This is a genomic window from Salinispirillum sp. LH 10-3-1 (assembly GCF_030643825.1).
In the GTDB taxonomy this organism is placed as follows: domain Bacteria; phylum Pseudomonadota; class Gammaproteobacteria; order Pseudomonadales; family Natronospirillaceae; genus Salinispirillum.
This window is the reverse complement of the sequence record NZ_CP101717.1, coordinates 3,292,422-3,308,892: the sequence shown is the minus strand read 5'-3', so window position 1 is coordinate 3,308,892 and position 16,471 is coordinate 3,292,422. Positions and strand designations below refer to the sequence as shown.

Here is a 16,471-nt window from a genome sequence, read left to right as displayed (position 1 = left end):
ATAATCTGGCCCCTGCTTATTGCTAACGTATTTGAAGCATTTTGGGTGTATGAATGGATTCAGCCCGAGTCTGCAACTGATTACTGATAGTGTGTAGAGAGACGGAGTAGTAAAGCATTTCAAAGTTGCTCTTATCGGTCATCTGCTCATAGGCAAGACGAAAACGCCCAGTGATAGGGTCGTCCAATATCTGGCGCATATGAATTATGTCGCCAAAGTTTTCTAGATTCAGGTCATACTGTCCTAGTGAACCTTTTATGCCCACAGGACCGCGCTCTAATTCCATTGCACGAATAAGTGTGTCTGCAAATTCAGCCATGGCCTCTTTCATGCCGGGTTCATTTAACGCTTGGGTCAACAAGCCTTTTTCTGTCTGTGTGAGTTGGTTACGCAGATCAAGCACTTTAATCGAACCATCCTTTTCAAGCGTAAAATCCCACTTCTTCGCAATCAGGCTAGGTTGCTCACGCTGTACGGAGTGCAAGGCCATATCGAATTGGCGTTTGACCTCGGCAATTTTATATGTAGCTTGGCCATATGTTGACATTGCTTCAGTGTTGCGTGCGCTTTTTTCGGCTGAAGTTTCAGACCGCCCCAGCGAACTGATTTCTTTATAGATTCGCATATTGTCATAGCTGCCGAGGTCCATTCCTACAGGTGGAAGGCTCGGGTCATTGCCATGATACACGACTGATGGCGCCGGGTTGCTACCCGTGCTTGCAGCCTGTGCTACGGGGTGATCCTTTCTAACAGCAATACCACTGAGTTGCGTATTGGCCTGCTGAGTAACATCGCGCAAATCGGCGCTGTTCAGCAATCCTAATGGGCTATTGATCTCCATGGGTGTTCTCCTTGTAGTCTATGCCATCAGGTTATCGGCGGGTGCTGTGCAAACATTAAGCAATTTTGACCTATGATCCGATACTGGCAGACTGCCGATGAATCGGCCTACTACGACAGCAACGTCGGCGTCAGCCTTATGGAAAAGGTTACCTTACAGCGCCCCGCGCCGATGCGGTCGATCCAATCCCAGCGCCGGGCCTTTAGGCACCACACGTGTGGGGTTGATAGTGTCGTGACTGTAGTAATAGTGCCGCTTAATGTGCGTCAGATCCGTTGTTGCGGCCACGCCCGGCTGTTGATACAGCTCACGTAAGTACTCACTCAGGTTCGGGTAGTCCGCAATGCGGTGCAGGTTGCATTTGAAGTGGCCCACGTACACGGCGTCGAACCGTACTAGGGTAGTAAACAAACGCCAGTCGGCTTCGGTGATCTGTGCGCCGGCTAAATAACGTCGTTCACCCAACAAACCGTCGAGCCATTCTAGGCTGTCGAACAACGCCGTGAAGGCTTCTTCATAAGCGGCTTGCGTGGTCGCAAAACCTGACTTGTACACGCCGTTGTTGACGTTGTGGTAAACCCGTTCGTTGATGGCGTCGATCTCGGCGCGCAAGGCTTCGGGGTAGAAGTCCAAGGTGTTGCCGGTCAGCTCATTGAACGCGCTGTTCAGCATGCGGATGATCTCCGCCGATTCGTTGCTGACGATGGTATTGCGTTGTTTGTCCCACAGTACCGGCACAGTCACGCGGCCGCTGTAGTCTGACTGCGTGCGGGTGTACACCTGATGCAGGAAGTCATAGCCGAACAGGTCGTCGCCTACCGGCGTAGGAGAGTCCAGCTCTGGCCCAGAGAATTCCCAGCCGTTGCTCAGCATATCGGGGTGCACGGCGGAGACGGAGATGTGCTTTTCCAAGCCTTTCAGTTGGCGAAAAATCAGTGTGCGGTGCGCCCAGGGGCATGCCATGGAAACGTACAGGTGATACCGGCCAGACTCGGCCTTAAAGCCGTCTTCACCGCTCGGCCCGGCACTGCCATCGGCAGTAATCCAAGAGCGAAACTGCGCGTCTTCGCGCACGAATTTGCCGCCGCTTTTGCTGGTGTCGTACCATTCGTCGTGCCATTGACCTTCGACCAGTAAACCCATGTCTGTTTCTCCTCTGTGGCCGGAACCGTTAAAACCCGACCTATGAATTGCATGACACTATTATGATGGATCGTCATCAGCATAAAAGTGGAAGTATCTGAACGCGCTCTTCAAAAAAAATGAACCTGTTGCGGCTTTGTGGCGTTCAAGCAAAGCAGCTATAGTAGGGTGACTCCCTGAGTAGAGATGCATCATGCGTTATTACCACCCCGATATTCAGCCCTATCGTAGCCATCATTTGCCGGTCGGCGACGGTCACCAGGTCTGGGTCGCTGAAAGCGGTAACCCGGACGGCATACCGGTATTGGTGCTGCATGGCGGGCCCGGCTCAGGCAGTGGTGACCGTGACCGAGGCTTTTTTGACCCACGCCAGTATCGCATCATTCAGACCGATCAGCGCGGCTGCGGTCGTTCAACCCCTCATGGCAGCTTAGACCATAACACGCCGCAGCATTTAGTGGCGGATCTGGAGTTAATACGTCAGCACCTTGGGATAGATCAGTGGGTGCTGTTTGGCGGCTCTTGGGGGTCGACCCTGGCGTTGCTCTACGGTGAGCAATACCCAAACGTGGTGTTGGGTTTTATCTTGCGCGGTATTTTCTTGGGTCGCCAAGAAGAAATGGATTGGCTTTACGGTGGCTCGGCAGGGCGTATATTTCCGGAACATTGGCAAAAGTTCAGCGCCGCCGTGGATAATGCCCGCCCTCTTTTGCAGGCTTATCACACCAAGCTGACCGGCACCGACGAGTTGGAAGCTCTGCGTCTGGCCAAGGCATGGGCGGCGTGGGAAGGTTTGATTGCGACCTTAAAGCCCAGCCCGAAAACCGTTGCCGGTTTGATCAACCCACACACGGCATTGTCGATGGCGCGTATTTCCGCGCACTATTTTGTGCACGACTGCTTTATGCGGCCCAATCAACTGCTGGAAGACTTATCCAGCATTCAACATTTGCCCGCCATCTTGGTGCATGGCCGTTACGACATGATATGCCCGATGGACAACGCGTGGACGCTGAAACAGCATTGGCCCGAAGCGCGTTTGGAAATCATTCGCGAAGGTGGGCATTCTGCGCACGACCCGGCCATAGCCGATGCCCTGCTGCGCGCCACCGATGAAATGGCGCACCTGCTGGGTGTGCCGGATCGCAGCGCTTAACCGACCTCTATGATGAGCGCTGTATCCGCTGGGGAGTTGCCGCCACGCCACACGCTGTTGCTCTGTGGCCCCGAGGCGTGGACAGAGCAGCAGTGTCAGTTTCTGGCCGGTCGCCAAGGGCTGGCTTTGGGACTGCAGCTGCCGGGGTTCACCAGCATATCTGCGCGTCAGGTGCATCGTGTGTTGGGCCAGAGTTTTGACGCCGTGGTGTTGGACTGGCGTGCTGGTTGGCATACAAATCATCTCAGTGCCGTCAGCGGTACGCTGAGGGCGGGTGGGGTGCTGGTCATCTTACTGGCACCGGAGTCGGACTGGGCTGAACGCTATGCATGGACAGACCATCCAGACACCCCGTCTTCGCAGCTTTTTCCCTTTTGGCTTGACCAGATGCGTGCCCATGGCGCGCACTGGTGTACGCCCGACAGTTCGCCTAACTCCGCTGCCGTGCCGCCTGAGTGGCTGCCGCAATTGCCGAGTGCCGCGCGGGTGGTTGACCCACAAGCGCTGGCAGCGCAACAAGCGGTAGTTGAGGCTATCTGCCAATTGCCGCTGTCGAAGCATCATCATCTGTTGCTAACCGCCGGGCGCGGTCACGGTAAGAGTATGGCCTTGGCGCGCGCTGCCTTGCACAGTGCCTTGACACACGAGGTGGTATTGGTGGCGCCGTTGGCGGTGCATGAGGCACTGCTACAGAGCTATCTGGATCAATGGATCACCGACTTTACGGAGGCTGATGCGCGGCGCGCCCGCATCAACCTTTGTACATGGGATACCTTGCCGCCTTCGATACCCGCCAATGCTGTGCTGTTGGTGGATGAAGCGGCCATGTTGGGTTTGCCGCGCCTGCGCTTGTTGGCGAAGCAGGCGCGCTGGCGCGTATTTGCGACCACGACGGACGGTTATGAAGGCAGCGGACAAGGCTTTCGCTTGCGTTTTCTGCCGTGGCTGCGGCGTCAGCGCGGCGGCACGGTAGAGCAAAGTTTGCAGTATCCGATGCGCTGGCAAGCCAATGACCCGGTCGCTCAGCAACTGAATGCCGCCCTAATGTTAACGCAGCAGTGGCCTACGGCAGATGCTACGACGCACGCGCCCGCTGCCCACATTGCACCCCTACCGGTGCAACAGTTGCTGGACGACGCTCGGTTGCGTGCGCAATGGGCGGCATTGCTGACAGCGGCCCATTATCAAACCCGTCCGGATGATGTTCGCCAAGCCTTAGACGATCCCTGTGTGCAGCAACTGGCGCTGTGGCAAGGCGATCAATTGGTGGGTTTGTGTCTGACTTTGGATGAACCGCCCTTGCCGGAACCCCTAGCCGAAGCGGTATGGCGCGGCGAGCGGCGTCCGGCCGGACAGCAGGCCAAGCAATGTGTGCTTGGCCAATTGGGACACCAAGCGGCTGGGCTATGGCATGGCGTGCGCATTTGGCGTTTGGTGGTGCATCCAGACAAGGTCCGACAAGGTTGGGGGCAGCGGCTGGTGGAGCGTGTGGTGAGCCACGCGCAGACGGCTGGACTCGATTACGTTGCCACCAGCTATGGCCTGACTGAGGAGCTTCTGTGTTTTTGGCACAATAAAGAGTGGCACAATAAAGAGCGGCATAAAGAAGGGCACAGCGCACCAACACACTGGCGCTTAGTGCGCATTGGCTTGCAGGAAGACGCCGCCAGCGGTGCGCGCTCTGCCTTGTCGGTGTACCCCCTGCAACCCGCGGTTGCCGAGTGGGCGGATATGGCCGAACAGACTTTGGCACGCTGGCTACCGGAGCAACGCGAATATGCGGTGGCGTTCAGCGATGAATTGCTGTGGTCCTTGTTACGGGTATTGCCGTTGCCTAGACTCTCCGCTGCCGAACAGGCGCGGGTGGCTCATTGGTGCGCCAGTCAACAGCCAATCGGAGCTGCCCGACCTGCGCTTCTGCGTGTATTGTGGCAGGCTGAGCAGCTTGGTGATCTGCGCGATTGGCCGACCGACGAGCGCAACGCGGCATTGTATTTATTGTGGCACGGTGTGCCCTGGGTGGAGGTCCAGCAACGCTGCGGTGGTGCGAGTCAGAAAGCCTTATTGGCTCGCCTCAGAACGCTGTTCGCCGGTCTCTGAGGCGATCTAAGGCGCTGGCGCGGCGTTCGGCGTTATGGTAAAAGACGGGTCGATTGTAGCTTGCCCGAGCGTCGGGACATATTTTTGTCGGCGTTTCGACAGTGTATCAGCAGGGTGAATCGCCGCCGATGAGCGCGCGATTGGGCCATTAGAGGTATCGGTATGATTTATCTTGTTCGCCACGGCGAAACCATCTGGAATACAGAAAATCGTCGTCAGGGTCGCGGTGATTCATCCCTGACGGAAAAGGGCATCGCGCAGTCGCGGGCCATGGGTAAAACCTTAAAAACACTGCTGGAAGGCGAAAAGAGCATCACGCTGGTGACCAGTCCAGCTGGGCGTTCGCGTCGTACGGCGGCGATCATCGCCGAAGAGCTGGGTATCGCGCACGAACGGGTGCAAACCACTCCGTTATTGCAAGAAATGGATTTTGGTGACTGGCAGGGTCTGACCGACGCCGAAATCGCCGAACAGCATCCTGAACAATGGCGTGAGCGTGAGCTGAACCGTTGGTTCTTCGACTACCCGAACGGTGAAAGTTACCCCGTGCTATGCAGCCGTGTGGCACAGTGGATGGAAACCGCGCAGCGCCAGAACGGCGTCATCGTGGCGGTCACGCATCAGTGGACCAGTCGCGCCATTCGCGGTCAGTACTTGCGTCTGCCGAAAGAAGATATGTTTGAATTGATGCACGCGCATGAGCACATCATCGAATTGCGCAACAACGAACAGCGCGTGTTTCGGGTGTTGGAAGACCTTTAGCACCGGATGAAAGCCCTGTCTCTATGAAAGCTTTGCTGCAGCGCGTGTCATCGGCGTCCGTCGTCGTGGACAATGCAACGGTCGGTGCCATCGAGCACGGTTTGCTGGTGTTGGTGGGTATTGAGCCGAACGACACCGAAGCTACTGCACGCCGGATGATCGAGCGCTTGTTGAATTATCGGGTGTTTGGCGACGACCAAGGCCGGATGAACCGCAGTGTGCGCGATGTGGCGGGTGGGCTTTTGTTGGTTTCGCAGTTCACCCTGGCCGCCGATACCCGCCAAGGCAATCGACCGGGCTTTTCTACCGCCGCCGCACCCGACGACGCCGAGCGGCTATTTAATTGGCTGGTGGACTACGCCGCAACACAGTATCAGCCCGTTGCGACCGGTCAGTTTGGCGCCCACATGACGGTCAGTCTGGTGAATGATGGCCCCGTCACCTTTTTGCTGGAAGTAAACAGCTAACCTCACCAGTTGTAATTGGCGCGCACCGCCGCTGCGATGGCATCAATGATGCGATCCCCCCGATCGCCGTTGGTCATTATCACCAAACCATTACCACTACGCACCTGCCCTACCATGTAGGTACGATAACCGGCGGTACCGCCGCGTTTAGAAAATTCCGTTTCGGTGCCCTTGCGGTCGATGACCCAGCCGAGGCCCCAGGCACAACCCTGGGTGGTCAACATGGCGCTGCTGATGCTGGGGTCGGTAATGATGCGCCCTTGGCCACGTGCTGAGGCCATGACCTCGAGTAATACCCGAGACAGATCCGTTGGCGTGGCCCATAGGCCAAGTGCCGCTTGTTCGGCGTAGCGCCGGTAACCACCGTCAAGCGTAGCGCCGCGCCAATCATGCCCGGCGGCGGGTGGTGGCAGGCCAATCAGTTGATAACGGGCGGGAATGTTCAAAGGCGTAAACACCGCACTGTTTTGCCAACCAGCGAAAGACATTTGTGCTTGCTGTTCAAGCCAATACGACAGTACTTCGTAGCCTGCTGCGGTGTAGTTGCAGTTTTCCCCTGGCGCGCTGGTTAACCGCACGCGATCGGAATTGGCCGCCCCGGTGCCGTTCAGCATTTCTAGCCAAGTTGGCAACGAAGAGCCAACAGGGTAGCCACGAAAACCACTGGGACTGAGGCCACTGCTGTGGCTAAGCAGGTGGCGTACAGTCACTTGGTCGCCGCCCCAGCCGCTTTCATCGGGAATACGCCAATGGCGTAGGGTGTCATTAATGGTTTGATCCAGATGCCCCCCGGACTGCTCCAGCCACACCAAGGCGCCTAGGGCCGTCACGGGCATGCTCAGATCGCCAGCTTGGAAGGGCGTGGTCAGGGTCACCGGTCGACTGTCGTCCTCGGCCAACACGCCAAGACTCCATTGTTCGACCAAGCGAAAATTTTGAATAACGGCCACGCTGACACCGGGCACTCGTGCGTCAGCCAAGCGCTGCTGCATGGCGGCCGCGCAGTCTTCATCGTTCGCCGGATCGCCACACGCCAGCGGTGGTTTTGAGCAACCGGCCAAAAAGGCGACCAGAGCCCAACCACAAACTGCTATTACTGCGCGATAACCCAACATGATGTTCGTTCAACCGTACGGAAAGATGGTGTTGATGATGCCACAAGGGGTCCGGGGGTGGCGAGTGTTTAACCTCCCGTAGGAGACCAGTCCTCTGGCCGAATGATTAATTCGCGCAGAACCCTAAGGCGGGTGGTTACACCCGCCATTAACCGCCATGCTCAAAGATTCTCTAAAGCCTCTTGCAGATTATCGTACTGCCACTGAAAACCCGACGTCGTAAGGTTGTGCGGTAAGGCCCGTGTACTGCTCAGCATCAGGGCCGCCCGTTGTCCCAACAAGGGTTTCAGAACCCATGCGGGTGGTGTCAGCCACACTGGCCGATGCAGGGTCGCCCCGAGCGTATCGGCAAATTCGCGGTAGCGCACTGGATGGGGTGCCGTCAGGTTATAGGGCCCCTTGGCCTCCGGGGTGCCCAGCAAGGCCACCACCGCCGCTACCCAGTCGTCGAGATGAATCCAGCTGTACCAAAACTGCCCGTTGCCGAGAGAACCGCCTAACCCCGCCTTGAACAGCGGCAACAACGGCTTGAGCAAGCCGCCATTGCCCAGTACCAAGCCCGTGCGCAAATTCAAGGTACGAATGCCGGCTTGCGCCGCGGGCTCAGTGGCGCGTTCCCAAGCGGCGACCATGCTGGCGGCCCAATCACTGCCGACGGGGCTGTCTTCGGTGAGCGGTTGATCGCCCGCGTCACCGTAGAAACCAATGGCGGAACCCGACAACAGTGTATGGGGTGGTACGGGTTGTTTTAGCATCCACGCCACGAGCTGCTCGGTCAGCGTTACCCGGCTTTGCCACAACGTCGCCTTGCGCCCTTCGGTCCAGGGTAAGGCAAACAGGTTGGCACCGGTCAGATTGACCACGGCTTCGACGGGCTCCTTGATGTCGTCCAGCGATCCAACCCAGAGGGCTGCTGTATCGGTAGCCCGTCGCGCTTGTTGTTCCGGCTGCCGACTCAGGATGACGACGTCGTGCCCGTGCTGCTGTAGGTCTTTGGCCAGTGCTTGCCCGAGAAAGCCACTGCCGCCAGTAATCAATATGCGCATACGTTATCCCTGCTGACTGTGTTAATGGATCATTACGAGCATCTGCCGAGTGTAGACCATTGCAGAACAAAGGGTGATGCTATTGCCGTTGCGGGTCGGTGATTCGTGTATCTGTCATGGTGGTCTGTTATTCTGACAGGAGCACAGCAGTCAACTTCAGCATCAGGGTACGCCATGTTTACCATCAGCGACTTGTTTCGCAAAGTCCCCAACGAATTTGCGGCCATCGACCTCGGCTCCAACTCCTTTCATATGGTAGTGGCCCGCCAAGAAGACGGTGAACTGCGTATCTTGGATCGGTTAAAGGAGTCTGTTCGCCTAGGCTTTGGCTTGGGGGATGACGGTAGTCTGGACGATGAAGCGAAGGCGCGGGCCTTGGCCTGTCTGCGTCGTTTCGGCGAACGCTTGAGTCATTTGCCGTCCGGTTCAGTCCGCTGTGTCGGCACCAAGACCTTGCGCTCGGCCAGTGACACTGAGGCGTTCTTGGTGGCGGCGGAAGAAGCCTTGGGGCACCCGATAGATATTATTTCCGGTGCCGAAGAAGCGCGTTTGATTTATGACGGTGTAGCACACAGCTTGGCTGGACAGGAAGGCACGCGTTTGGTGGTGGACATCGGCGGGGGCAGTACCGAGATTATTATCGGTCGGCAGTTCACCATTGATTTTAAAGACAGCCTGGGTATGGGATGCGTGGCCATTACGCGACGCTTTTTCCCCGAGCACCGGGTGACGGGTAAGGCGATACGCGAAGCTGTCTTGTCGTGCTTGCAGGAGATTGATCCCATATTACGCACCTTGCGACGATACACTTGGGAGCATGAAGTCGGGGCCAGCGGCACCATAAAAACCGCCTTGAAAGTGTGTCAGGCCAATGGTTGGAGCACCACGGGCATAACCTTGACGGGCTTAGAGCACATTTGTGCGGCGTATGAAGCGCATGGCAGCGCTGAAGGGTTGGAGCTGCCCGGCTTGTCGGCCGACCGTGAGCCCGTTTTCTTGGGCGGCGTGATTGTATTACGGGCGTTGTTTGAAAGCCTGAAGTTAACCTCAATGGAGGCTTCACAAGGGGCCTTGCGCGAAGGGTTGTTGTACGATTTGGTCGGGCGGTACGGTGACAAAGACATTCGAGAGCACAGCGTACGCCAGTTGGCGCAACGCTTTCATGTCGACATTGAACAGGCCGAGCGTGTTGCCAAAACCGCTGTCGATCTGATGCAGCAAGTCAGTGAAGAGTGGGTTTTAAACCCGGAAGAAGCAGCCCGTTACCTGCGTTGGAGTGCTTTCTTGCTGGAGGTCGGGCTCGACATTGCGCATGCCAACTTTCATAAGCACAGCGCCTATATCTGTGAATACAGCGATATGGCCGGATTCTCGCAGCAGGAACAGCAGATTCTGGCGTTCTTGGTCTTGAGTCAGCGCAAGAAATTTCCGGCCAAAACCTATAAGGCGCAGAAAGACAAAGAGACGATCGATAAAGCCATTCAGCGTTTATCGGTCATCTTGCGTCTCGCCGTCATTCTGCATCGGGCACGGGCTGACCAGCCTGACGTAACGGTGCAATTGCAGGCACAAAAGAAAAAGATCACCCTGACCTTGCAGCCTGATGGTTTTGCTCAGCAGCCATTGCTGCAGGCAGACCTCAGTACAGAGGCGCAGTACCTGAAAGCCATCGGCTACGACCTGAGTTGTGGCCCAGACTGATTTCTCATAAACATTATGCTTGAACTATCGAATAACGTCAGCCTCGCCGATTGGGAAATCGAGATCACCCAGATTCGTGCTCAGGGTGCCGGTGGCCAAAACGTCAATAAGGTTGCCTCGGCGGTGCATCTGCGGTTTGACATCCGTCGTTCAAGTTTGCCGCTGTGGTACAAAGAATGCCTGCTGCAACTGGCTGATCAGCGCATCACTAACGAGGGTGTGGTGGTCATAAAAGCGCAGCAATACCGTACTCTAGAGCTGAACAAAGAAGACGCATTAAAGCGCTTAAAAGATTTAATTCTAGAAGCCGTGCGCCCTGTCAAAGCGCGCCGCCCGACGCGCCCAACGAAAGGGTCTCAGCGGCGGCGGGTAGACAAAAAAACCAAGCACGGTCAGACTAAGGCGCTGCGTGGTAAGGTCGACATGTAGCTAGGAGCGCGTTAAGGTTTCCAGCAGTTTTTCTTGTGCCGAAAAGCGCACTTCTCCTTCAGGCGGGGCCTGTAAGTAATATTCCCCGTCACTTTCCAGCACCCACGCCTCGCAGTTGTCTTGTAAGTAGTAGTCCAGTTCGCGCATCACTTTTTCTTTCAGACGCTTATAGAGGATGGGGAAGCCGGTTTCGACGCGGTGGAACATGTTGCGCTCCATCCAGTCGGCGCTGGCGGCCCAGACTTCCGGGTCGCCGTTGTTATGGAAGACATAGACCCGCGTGTGCTCCAGAAAACGGCCGACCACCGAGCGGACACGAATGCGATCGGAAATACCGGGCACACCGGGCCGCAGCTGGCAAACACCGCGCACTATCAGATCAATCTCCACACCGGCTTGCGAGGCTTCGTAGAGCTTGCGCACCAAATGCTCTTCGTACAGTGAATTCATTTTCGCCACGATACGCGCTGGTTTGCCATCTCGGGCATGGATGATTTCCTGCTCGATGCGCTTCATCATGCCTTTATGCAGGGTGAAGGGCGCATGGAGCAGATGCTCCATCTTGGCAACCTTACCAAGGCTGGTGAGCTGCAGGAAGATGCGGTAGACGTCATCGCCTACGGCCTCGTTTGCGGTCAGTAGACCGTAGTCGGTGTAAATGCGTGACGTGCGGGTGTGGTAGTTGCCGGTACCGAGGTGAACATAGTTCCGCAGTATGCCGTTTTCACGGCGTGCAATCAGCAGCATTTTGGCGTGTGTTTTATAGCCCACCACGCCGTACACCACATGAATGCCAACATCTTGTAACTTGGCGGAGAGGGCTACGTTGGCTTCCTCATCGAAGCGGGCGCGCAGCTCGATGATCACGGTGACTTCTTTGCCTGCTTTTGCTGCCGTCACCAAAGCATCGACGATGACGGAGTTTGGGCCGGTTCGGTATAGCGTTTGTTTGATCGCCAGTACTTGCGGGTCTTTGGCGGCTTGACGTAAAAACTCCACCACTGTGCGAAACGAGTCGAACGGGTGATGCAGCAACAAGTCTTGCTTACGAATGACCTCGAACAGGCTTTCTTTCTTTTGTACCGCACGCGGCGCGTTTGAATTGAAAGTAGGGAATTCCAAGTCGGCGCGCTCAGCCAATTCAATGATGTGATTCAGGCGGTTCAAATTGACCGGGCCGTCGACGCGATAGAGGTCGGCGGCGGTCATTTCAAACTGCTTCAGCAGAAAATTGACTAACACATCTGGGCAGTTCTCTGCTACTTCCAGCCTTACTTCATCGCCGTACTGGCGGTATACCAGCTCGCCTTCGATGGCCCGGCGTAAGTCTCCCGATTCTTCTTCATCAACAAAGAGCTCGGAGTTGCGGGTAACGCGAAATTGATAACAGCCGACCGGTGTGATGCCGTAAAAGAGGTCATCAATGAATTCGTGAATGATGGACGAGACAAATACAAAGCCAGAGCCGCCATCGGGCATCAGTTCGTTGGGTAAGCGGATCATATCGGGGAGGCCGCGCGGCACGGGTACAATGGCCATACCACTGTTACGACCGAAGGCGTCTTTACCTTCCAGCTGCACAATGAAGTTCAGGCTTTTGTTCAGGATGCGCGGAAACGGATGCGCTGGGTCCAGCCCCATGGGCGACAACAATGGCAGCACTTCGTCTTCAAATTGTGCGTGCAACCATTGTTTTTGTGCCTTGCTCCATGCGGATCGCTTCAACAAATGCACGCCTGCTGTATGCAACAGTGGCAGCAGTTGGTCGTTCAGTAGCTGATACTGGGTGGTGACGAGCTCGTGCGCGCGGTGATTGATTAACTCCAGCGTCTCTGCGGGGCCGAGGTTGTCGGGCCCTGTGGTGTGGATGCCCGCTTCAAGGCGCTCTTTGAGCCCGCCGACGCGGACCTCAAAGAACTCATCGATATTGGACGCCGAAATACACAGAAACCGGAGGCGCTCCAGAAGAGGGAGATGCTCCACCTTGGCCTGACTGAGTACCCGCTGATGGAAGGCCAGCAGACTGAGTTCACGGTTAAAAAAGTGCTCGGCGCCAATATCGCTCATGGTTTCCTCGGGATTAATACCCGTACAGTTCAGTTCCTTCAATCATAGCACGCCAAAGATGACGGTTTGATGCGTGGTGTTCTAAAGGGGCTGTAGGGCGGGTGTTTACACCCGCCACGGCGGGTATCCCGTACACATAAAAGCCCCCGCCCTACAACCCCTTAACGGCGTAGATGCCCGGTGCATTGCGCCAGTACCCTTTGTAGTCCATGCCGAAACCAAACACATAGCGGTCCACGCACTCCATGCCGATGTAGTCGATTTTCATGTTAGGGCGTACTTTGCGGTTGTGTGTTTTGTTGACGAGCACGGCCACCCGCACTTCTTTCGCCCCACCGGCAACACAATGGTCGACGATTGCAGCCAAAGTGCCGCCTTCGTCATAGATGTCGTCCACAATCAACACGCTGCGGTCTTTTACGTCCTGCTGTGGAAAGGCACGCCAGTCCAGCGAACTGCCTTGCGTTTCGTTGCGGTAGCGCGTGGCATGTAAGTAGCTGATTTCCATAGGAAAATTCAGCCGGGTGACCAGGTGGCCGGTCAGCACCAAGGCGCCGTTCATGACCGAGTAGACCACCGGGTTGGCGTCGGCCATTTCAGCATTGATCTGCTCGGCCATACGATCAATGGCCGTATGGATGTCGGCTGGCGAGTAGAGTTCGTCAGCTTGCTCATAGACCTGGGTGATCTCATTCAAAAGAGGTTGCATAGCTCGTCCAATAGATAAAACTCGTGACCGGCGTATAATCCTGAACCTGACCACAAAGTACAAGGGAAGAAGGATGCGAAAAGCATTAATTTGGGCGCAGGCGCGAAATAGAGTCATCGGGCGAGACAATAAATTGCCATGGTATTTGCCCAACGACTTAAAATATTTCAAAGCCGTGACGCTGGGCAAGCCAGTGATAATGGGGCGAAAGACCTTCGACTCGATCGGGAAGCCGCTGCCGGGACGTACCAATATCGTATTAACGCGCAGCCCTGATGGTTTGCCGGACGGTGTGGTCGGCGTGACTACGCTGGCGGAAGCCTATGAACAGGCCGAAGCCGTCGCCTTAATCAATGGGGTGGACGAGGTGATTGTGATGGGTGGCGCGCAGATCTACGAACTGGCCTTACCCGATGCTGATCGCCTCTATGTCACCCATGTGCACGCTGACGTTGAGGGTGATGCGCACTTTCCGATGGTGGCGTGGAATGCTTTTCGTGAGAAAAGTCGTGAAGACTTCGCTGCGGAGGGGCCTAACCCCTATGCCTACAGCTTCGTGGTGTATGAGCGCAATGCGATGCGCGCTTAGCGTGCACTCGCCACGCAAAATGCCTTAATTCGGGGCGCGCCAACCGGGGCGCCCTGCCCGCCAAATGTGACCGTCAGTTAATAATCACCCTGTTCAGCCGTTACATTCCCTTGCCTAAGCCACCGTAAATCGAAATTTGTGATTTAAGTAGCGAAAACTTTACGACAATGCTTTACCAGTTGGCCCAGTTCTGGCTAAGGTATCGCTCGACAAGGGTGTCACCTACTCCGAAAAAGATCACAAGAAATACTATAAGTCGGACTTATCATGGCCAGATTACTTGAAATAAAACATCTCAGTACCGAAGTCACTGTAGGGTCGCGCGCCATTAGAATAGTGGACGACGTTAACCTCAGTGTTGATAAAGGCGAAACGCTAGCCATTGTCGGCGAGTCCGGCTCAGGCAAAAGCATGACCTCCCTCTCCATTATGGGCCTATTGCCCAAACCCGGATGCCGTATCGCCGAAGGTGAAGTGCGATTGGCAGGCGTGGATTTGGTGTCGTTGCCCGAAGACCGTATGTTCGGCATTCGTGGTGCGGAGATCGCGATGATCTTCCAAGAGCCCATGACGTCGTTGAACCCTGTGTTAACCATCGGTGAACAGATCATCGAAGTGCTGGTCTACCACAAAAAAATCCCGCGCCAGGAAGCTCGCATGCAAGCCATTGCCTTGCTACAAAAGGTGGGTTTTGCGCGTGCCGAAGCCATGTTGAAAGAATATCCGCATCAGTTATCCGGCGGCATGCGCCAACGAGTGATGATCGCGATCGCTTTGAGCTGCAATCCACGGGTATTGATTGCTGATGAGCCGACAACAGCACTGGACGTGACGGTGCAGGCACAGATCCTTGAGCTGATGAAGGCGTTGACCACGGAAACCGAGGCTGCCGTTATCCTGATCACACACGATCTGGGTGTGGTGGCTGAGCTGGCAGACCGTGTGGTGGTGATGTACGCCGGGCAGGTGGTTGAAGACGCGACCGTGTTGCAGCTTTTTGATAACCCGCAGCACCCCTACACCTGGGGGTTGATGCAGTCCATTCCGCGGCTAGATGAAGATCGTCCGCGGCTGAACTCCATTCCAGGCAACGTGCCGTCGCCGATGGCGCTGCCAACCGGTTGCCGTTTTTGTACCCGTTGCCCGCATGCGCAAGACATCTGTCGCACCCAAGCACCACCGATGGTGGAGCTGGCCGATGGGCAAAAGGTGCGCTGCTTTATTCCTGCTGGCCAGGTGCAACCGCAACCTAAGGAGGTCATGGCATGACGACCCTCGTGAAGGAAAGCGCAGAGACCACGGTGCCAACGGCCGTGGCGAACGATAACCTGCTCGAAGTGCAGGGCTTAAAGAAACACTTTCCCGTCAAGAACGGTATTTTGCAGCGTACCACGGGGCAGATCAAAGCCGTCGATGGCATCACTTTTAAGGTGAAGCGTGGTGAAACCTTCGGTCTGGTCGGCGAATCGGGCTGTGGTAAATCCACCGCTGGGCGCACCATCATTCGGCTTTACGAGCCCACCGAAGGGCAAATCATCTTTGCCGGTCAGGACGTCAGTCAGGCCAAAGAGCGCGACCTGAAGACCTTCCGGCGTCAGGTACAAATGGTGTTTCAAGACCCCTACTCGTCGCTGAATCCGCGCAAGACCATCCGTACTATTCTAACCGAACCATTTGATGTGCATGGCCTTTACGATCGGGCCGAACGCGCCGATCGAGTGGCGGAGCTGATGCAACGTGTGGGTCTGGATGCCAGCCTGATCAATCGCTACCCGCATGAATTTTCTGGTGGCCAGCGTCAACGAATCGGCATTGCCCGTTCATTGGCCTTGAATCCACAGATGATCATTGGTGATGAGCCGGTGTCCGCCCTCGACGTGTCTATTCAGTCGCAGGTATTGAATATTATGGCGGATTTGCAGGCTGAGTTTGGGCTGACGTATTTGTTCATTGCCCACGACCTCGCCGTGGTTAAACACATCTCGGATCGTATCGGTGTTATGTATTTGGGGCACTTGGTCGAATTGGCTGACAAGCACTCGTTGTATAAAGCGCCTTTGCACCCTTATACCCAAGCACTGCTATCGGCGATACCACGATCCCATCCCAGTCAACGTAACGCGCCGAGACAGGTGTTGCAGGGTGAACTGCCCAGCCCGGCGAATCCGCCGACCGGCTGTGTGTTTCACACCCGCTGCCCTCATGCCACGGCGCGTTGCCGCGATGAAATGCCACTGATGAAAACACAGGGTGACGGCCATCAAGTAGCCTGTCATCTGCACGACTGACCGAGCAAGAAGGGCTGCGTTCTTAAGAGCGTAGTTTAAATAAGAAAAAATACAGGAG

General features: G+C 56.0%; 15 protein-coding genes. 9 read left to right on the top strand and 6 right to left on the bottom strand.

The annotated features are described in order from the left end of the window. Nucleotides 1–22: 22 nt before the first annotated feature. Together NFC81_RS15245 and NFC81_RS15240 are read right to left on the bottom strand one after the other, a co-directional pair. Entirely contained in the window at nt 23–841 is an 819-nt protein-coding gene (locus NFC81_RS15245) for a hypothetical protein (protein WP_304995334.1), read from the bottom strand. Nucleotides 842–994: 153 nt separating this feature from the next. Continuing rightward, on the bottom strand, nt 995–1,984 hold the full coding sequence (locus tag NFC81_RS15240; RefSeq protein ID WP_304995333.1) for a glutathione S-transferase family protein: 990 nt from the start codon (nt 1,982–1,984) through the stop codon (nt 995–997). A gap of 193 nt (nt 1,985–2,177) precedes the next feature. Here NFC81_RS15240 and pip point away from each other — a divergent pair, with 193 nt between their 5' ends. The 4 genes from pip (at nt 2,178) to dtd (ending at nt 6,469) form a co-directional block, all read left to right on the top strand. After that, nucleotides 2,178–3,140 carry a prolyl aminopeptidase gene (gene pip, locus NFC81_RS15235; RefSeq protein WP_304995332.1) on the top strand — a complete coding sequence of 321 codons (963 nt, stop codon included), beginning with the start codon at nt 2,178–2,180 and terminating at the stop codon, nt 3,138–3,140. A gap of 9 nt (nt 3,141–3,149) precedes the next feature. Further along, the gene (locus tag NFC81_RS15230; protein ID WP_304995331.1) at nt 3,150–5,240 is read left to right on the top strand and encodes a tRNA(Met) cytidine acetyltransferase TmcA domain-containing protein; all 2,091 of its coding nucleotides are present in this window, start codon (nt 3,150–3,152) and stop codon (nt 5,238–5,240) included. Between the two features lie 162 nt (nt 5,241–5,402). Continuing rightward, entirely contained in the window at nt 5,403–6,002 is a 600-nt protein-coding gene (locus NFC81_RS15225) for a histidine phosphatase family protein (RefSeq protein ID WP_304995330.1), read from the top strand. 23 nt (nt 6,003–6,025) lie between these two features. Then, nucleotides 6,026–6,469: a D-aminoacyl-tRNA deacylase gene (dtd, locus tag NFC81_RS15220; RefSeq protein ID WP_304995329.1), complete on the top strand. Its 444-nt coding sequence runs from the start codon at nt 6,026–6,028 to the stop codon at nt 6,467–6,469. Between the two features lie 2 nt (nt 6,470–6,471). Here dtd and NFC81_RS15215 read toward each other — a convergent pair whose 3' ends face one another. Continuing rightward, nucleotides 6,472–7,584, bottom strand: coding sequence for a serine hydrolase domain-containing protein (locus tag NFC81_RS15215; protein ID WP_304995328.1), 1,113 nt, complete (start codon nt 7,582–7,584; stop codon nt 6,472–6,474). Nucleotides 7,585–7,745: 161 nt separating this feature from the next. Then, entirely contained in the window at nt 7,746–8,630 is an 885-nt protein-coding gene (locus tag NFC81_RS15210; protein ID WP_304995327.1) for a TIGR01777 family oxidoreductase, read from the bottom strand. A gap of 174 nt (nt 8,631–8,804) precedes the next feature. Here NFC81_RS15210 and NFC81_RS15205 point away from each other — a divergent pair, with 174 nt between their 5' ends. After that, entirely contained in the window at nt 8,805–10,331 is a 1,527-nt protein-coding gene (locus NFC81_RS15205; RefSeq protein WP_304995326.1) for a Ppx/GppA phosphatase family protein, read from the top strand. Between the two features lie 15 nt (nt 10,332–10,346). Continuing rightward, nucleotides 10,347–10,760, top strand: coding sequence for an alternative ribosome rescue aminoacyl-tRNA hydrolase ArfB (gene arfB / locus NFC81_RS15200; protein ID WP_304995325.1), 414 nt, complete (start codon nt 10,347–10,349; stop codon nt 10,758–10,760). Here arfB and ppk1 read toward each other — a convergent pair whose 3' ends face one another. Then, nucleotides 10,761–12,869: a polyphosphate kinase 1 gene (gene ppk1 / locus NFC81_RS15195; RefSeq protein ID WP_304995324.1), complete on the bottom strand. Its 2,109-nt coding sequence runs from the start codon at nt 12,867–12,869 to the stop codon at nt 10,761–10,763. Between the two features lie 109 nt (nt 12,870–12,978). Next, nucleotides 12,979–13,536 carry a hypoxanthine-guanine phosphoribosyltransferase gene (locus NFC81_RS15190; protein ID WP_304995323.1) on the bottom strand — a complete coding sequence of 186 codons (558 nt, stop codon included), beginning with the start codon at nt 13,534–13,536 and terminating at the stop codon, nt 12,979–12,981. 73 nt (nt 13,537–13,609) lie between these two features. Here NFC81_RS15190 and NFC81_RS15185 point away from each other — a divergent pair, with 73 nt between their 5' ends. The 3 genes from NFC81_RS15185 (at nt 13,610) to NFC81_RS15175 (ending at nt 16,413) form a co-directional block, all read left to right on the top strand. Continuing rightward, nucleotides 13,610–14,125 carry a dihydrofolate reductase gene (locus tag NFC81_RS15185; protein WP_304995322.1) on the top strand — a complete coding sequence of 172 codons (516 nt, stop codon included), beginning with the start codon at nt 13,610–13,612 and terminating at the stop codon, nt 14,123–14,125. A gap of 267 nt (nt 14,126–14,392) precedes the next feature. After that, entirely contained in the window at nt 14,393–15,394 is a 1,002-nt protein-coding gene (locus tag NFC81_RS15180) for an ABC transporter ATP-binding protein (RefSeq protein WP_304995321.1), read from the top strand. A 44-nt stretch (nt 15,395–15,438) separates the two neighbouring features. After that, nucleotides 15,439–16,413 carry an ABC transporter ATP-binding protein gene (locus tag NFC81_RS15175; RefSeq protein ID WP_370529914.1) on the top strand — a complete coding sequence of 325 codons (975 nt, stop codon included), beginning with the start codon at nt 15,439–15,441 and terminating at the stop codon, nt 16,411–16,413. Nucleotides 16,414–16,471: the final 58 nt, after the last annotated feature.

Bases quoted from the DNA above. Each gene is read 5' to 3' on its own strand.
- NFC81_RS15180 (WP_304995321.1), top strand. From the start codon at position 14,393: ATGGCCAGATTACTTGAAATAAAACATCTCAGTACCGAAGTCACTGTA.
- NFC81_RS15190 (WP_304995323.1), bottom strand. From the start codon at position 13,536: ATGCAACCTCTTTTGAATGAGATCACCCAGGTCTATGAGCAAGCTGAC.
- pip (WP_304995332.1), top strand. From the start codon at position 2,178: ATGCGTTATTACCACCCCGATATTCAGCCCTATCGTAGCCATCATTTG.
- NFC81_RS15245 (WP_304995334.1), bottom strand. From the start codon at position 841: ATGGAGATCAATAGCCCATTAGGATTGCTGAACAGCGCCGATTTGCGC.
- NFC81_RS15230 (WP_304995331.1), top strand. From the start codon at position 3,150: ATGATGAGCGCTGTATCCGCTGGGGAGTTGCCGCCACGCCACACGCTG.
- NFC81_RS15205 (WP_304995326.1), top strand. From the start codon at position 8,805: ATGTTTACCATCAGCGACTTGTTTCGCAAAGTCCCCAACGAATTTGCG.
- NFC81_RS15225 (WP_304995330.1), top strand. From the start codon at position 5,403: ATGATTTATCTTGTTCGCCACGGCGAAACCATCTGGAATACAGAAAAT.
- NFC81_RS15210 (WP_304995327.1), bottom strand. From the start codon at position 8,630: ATGCGCATATTGATTACTGGCGGCAGTGGCTTTCTCGGGCAAGCACTG.
- NFC81_RS15240 (WP_304995333.1), bottom strand. From the start codon at position 1,984: ATGGGTTTACTGGTCGAAGGTCAATGGCACGACGAATGGTACGACACC.
- NFC81_RS15215 (WP_304995328.1), bottom strand. From the start codon at position 7,584: ATGTTGGGTTATCGCGCAGTAATAGCAGTTTGTGGTTGGGCTCTGGTC.
- dtd (WP_304995329.1), top strand. From the start codon at position 6,026: ATGAAAGCTTTGCTGCAGCGCGTGTCATCGGCGTCCGTCGTCGTGGAC.
- arfB (WP_304995325.1), top strand. From the start codon at position 10,347: ATGCTTGAACTATCGAATAACGTCAGCCTCGCCGATTGGGAAATCGAG.
- NFC81_RS15185 (WP_304995322.1), top strand. From the start codon at position 13,610: ATGCGAAAAGCATTAATTTGGGCGCAGGCGCGAAATAGAGTCATCGGG.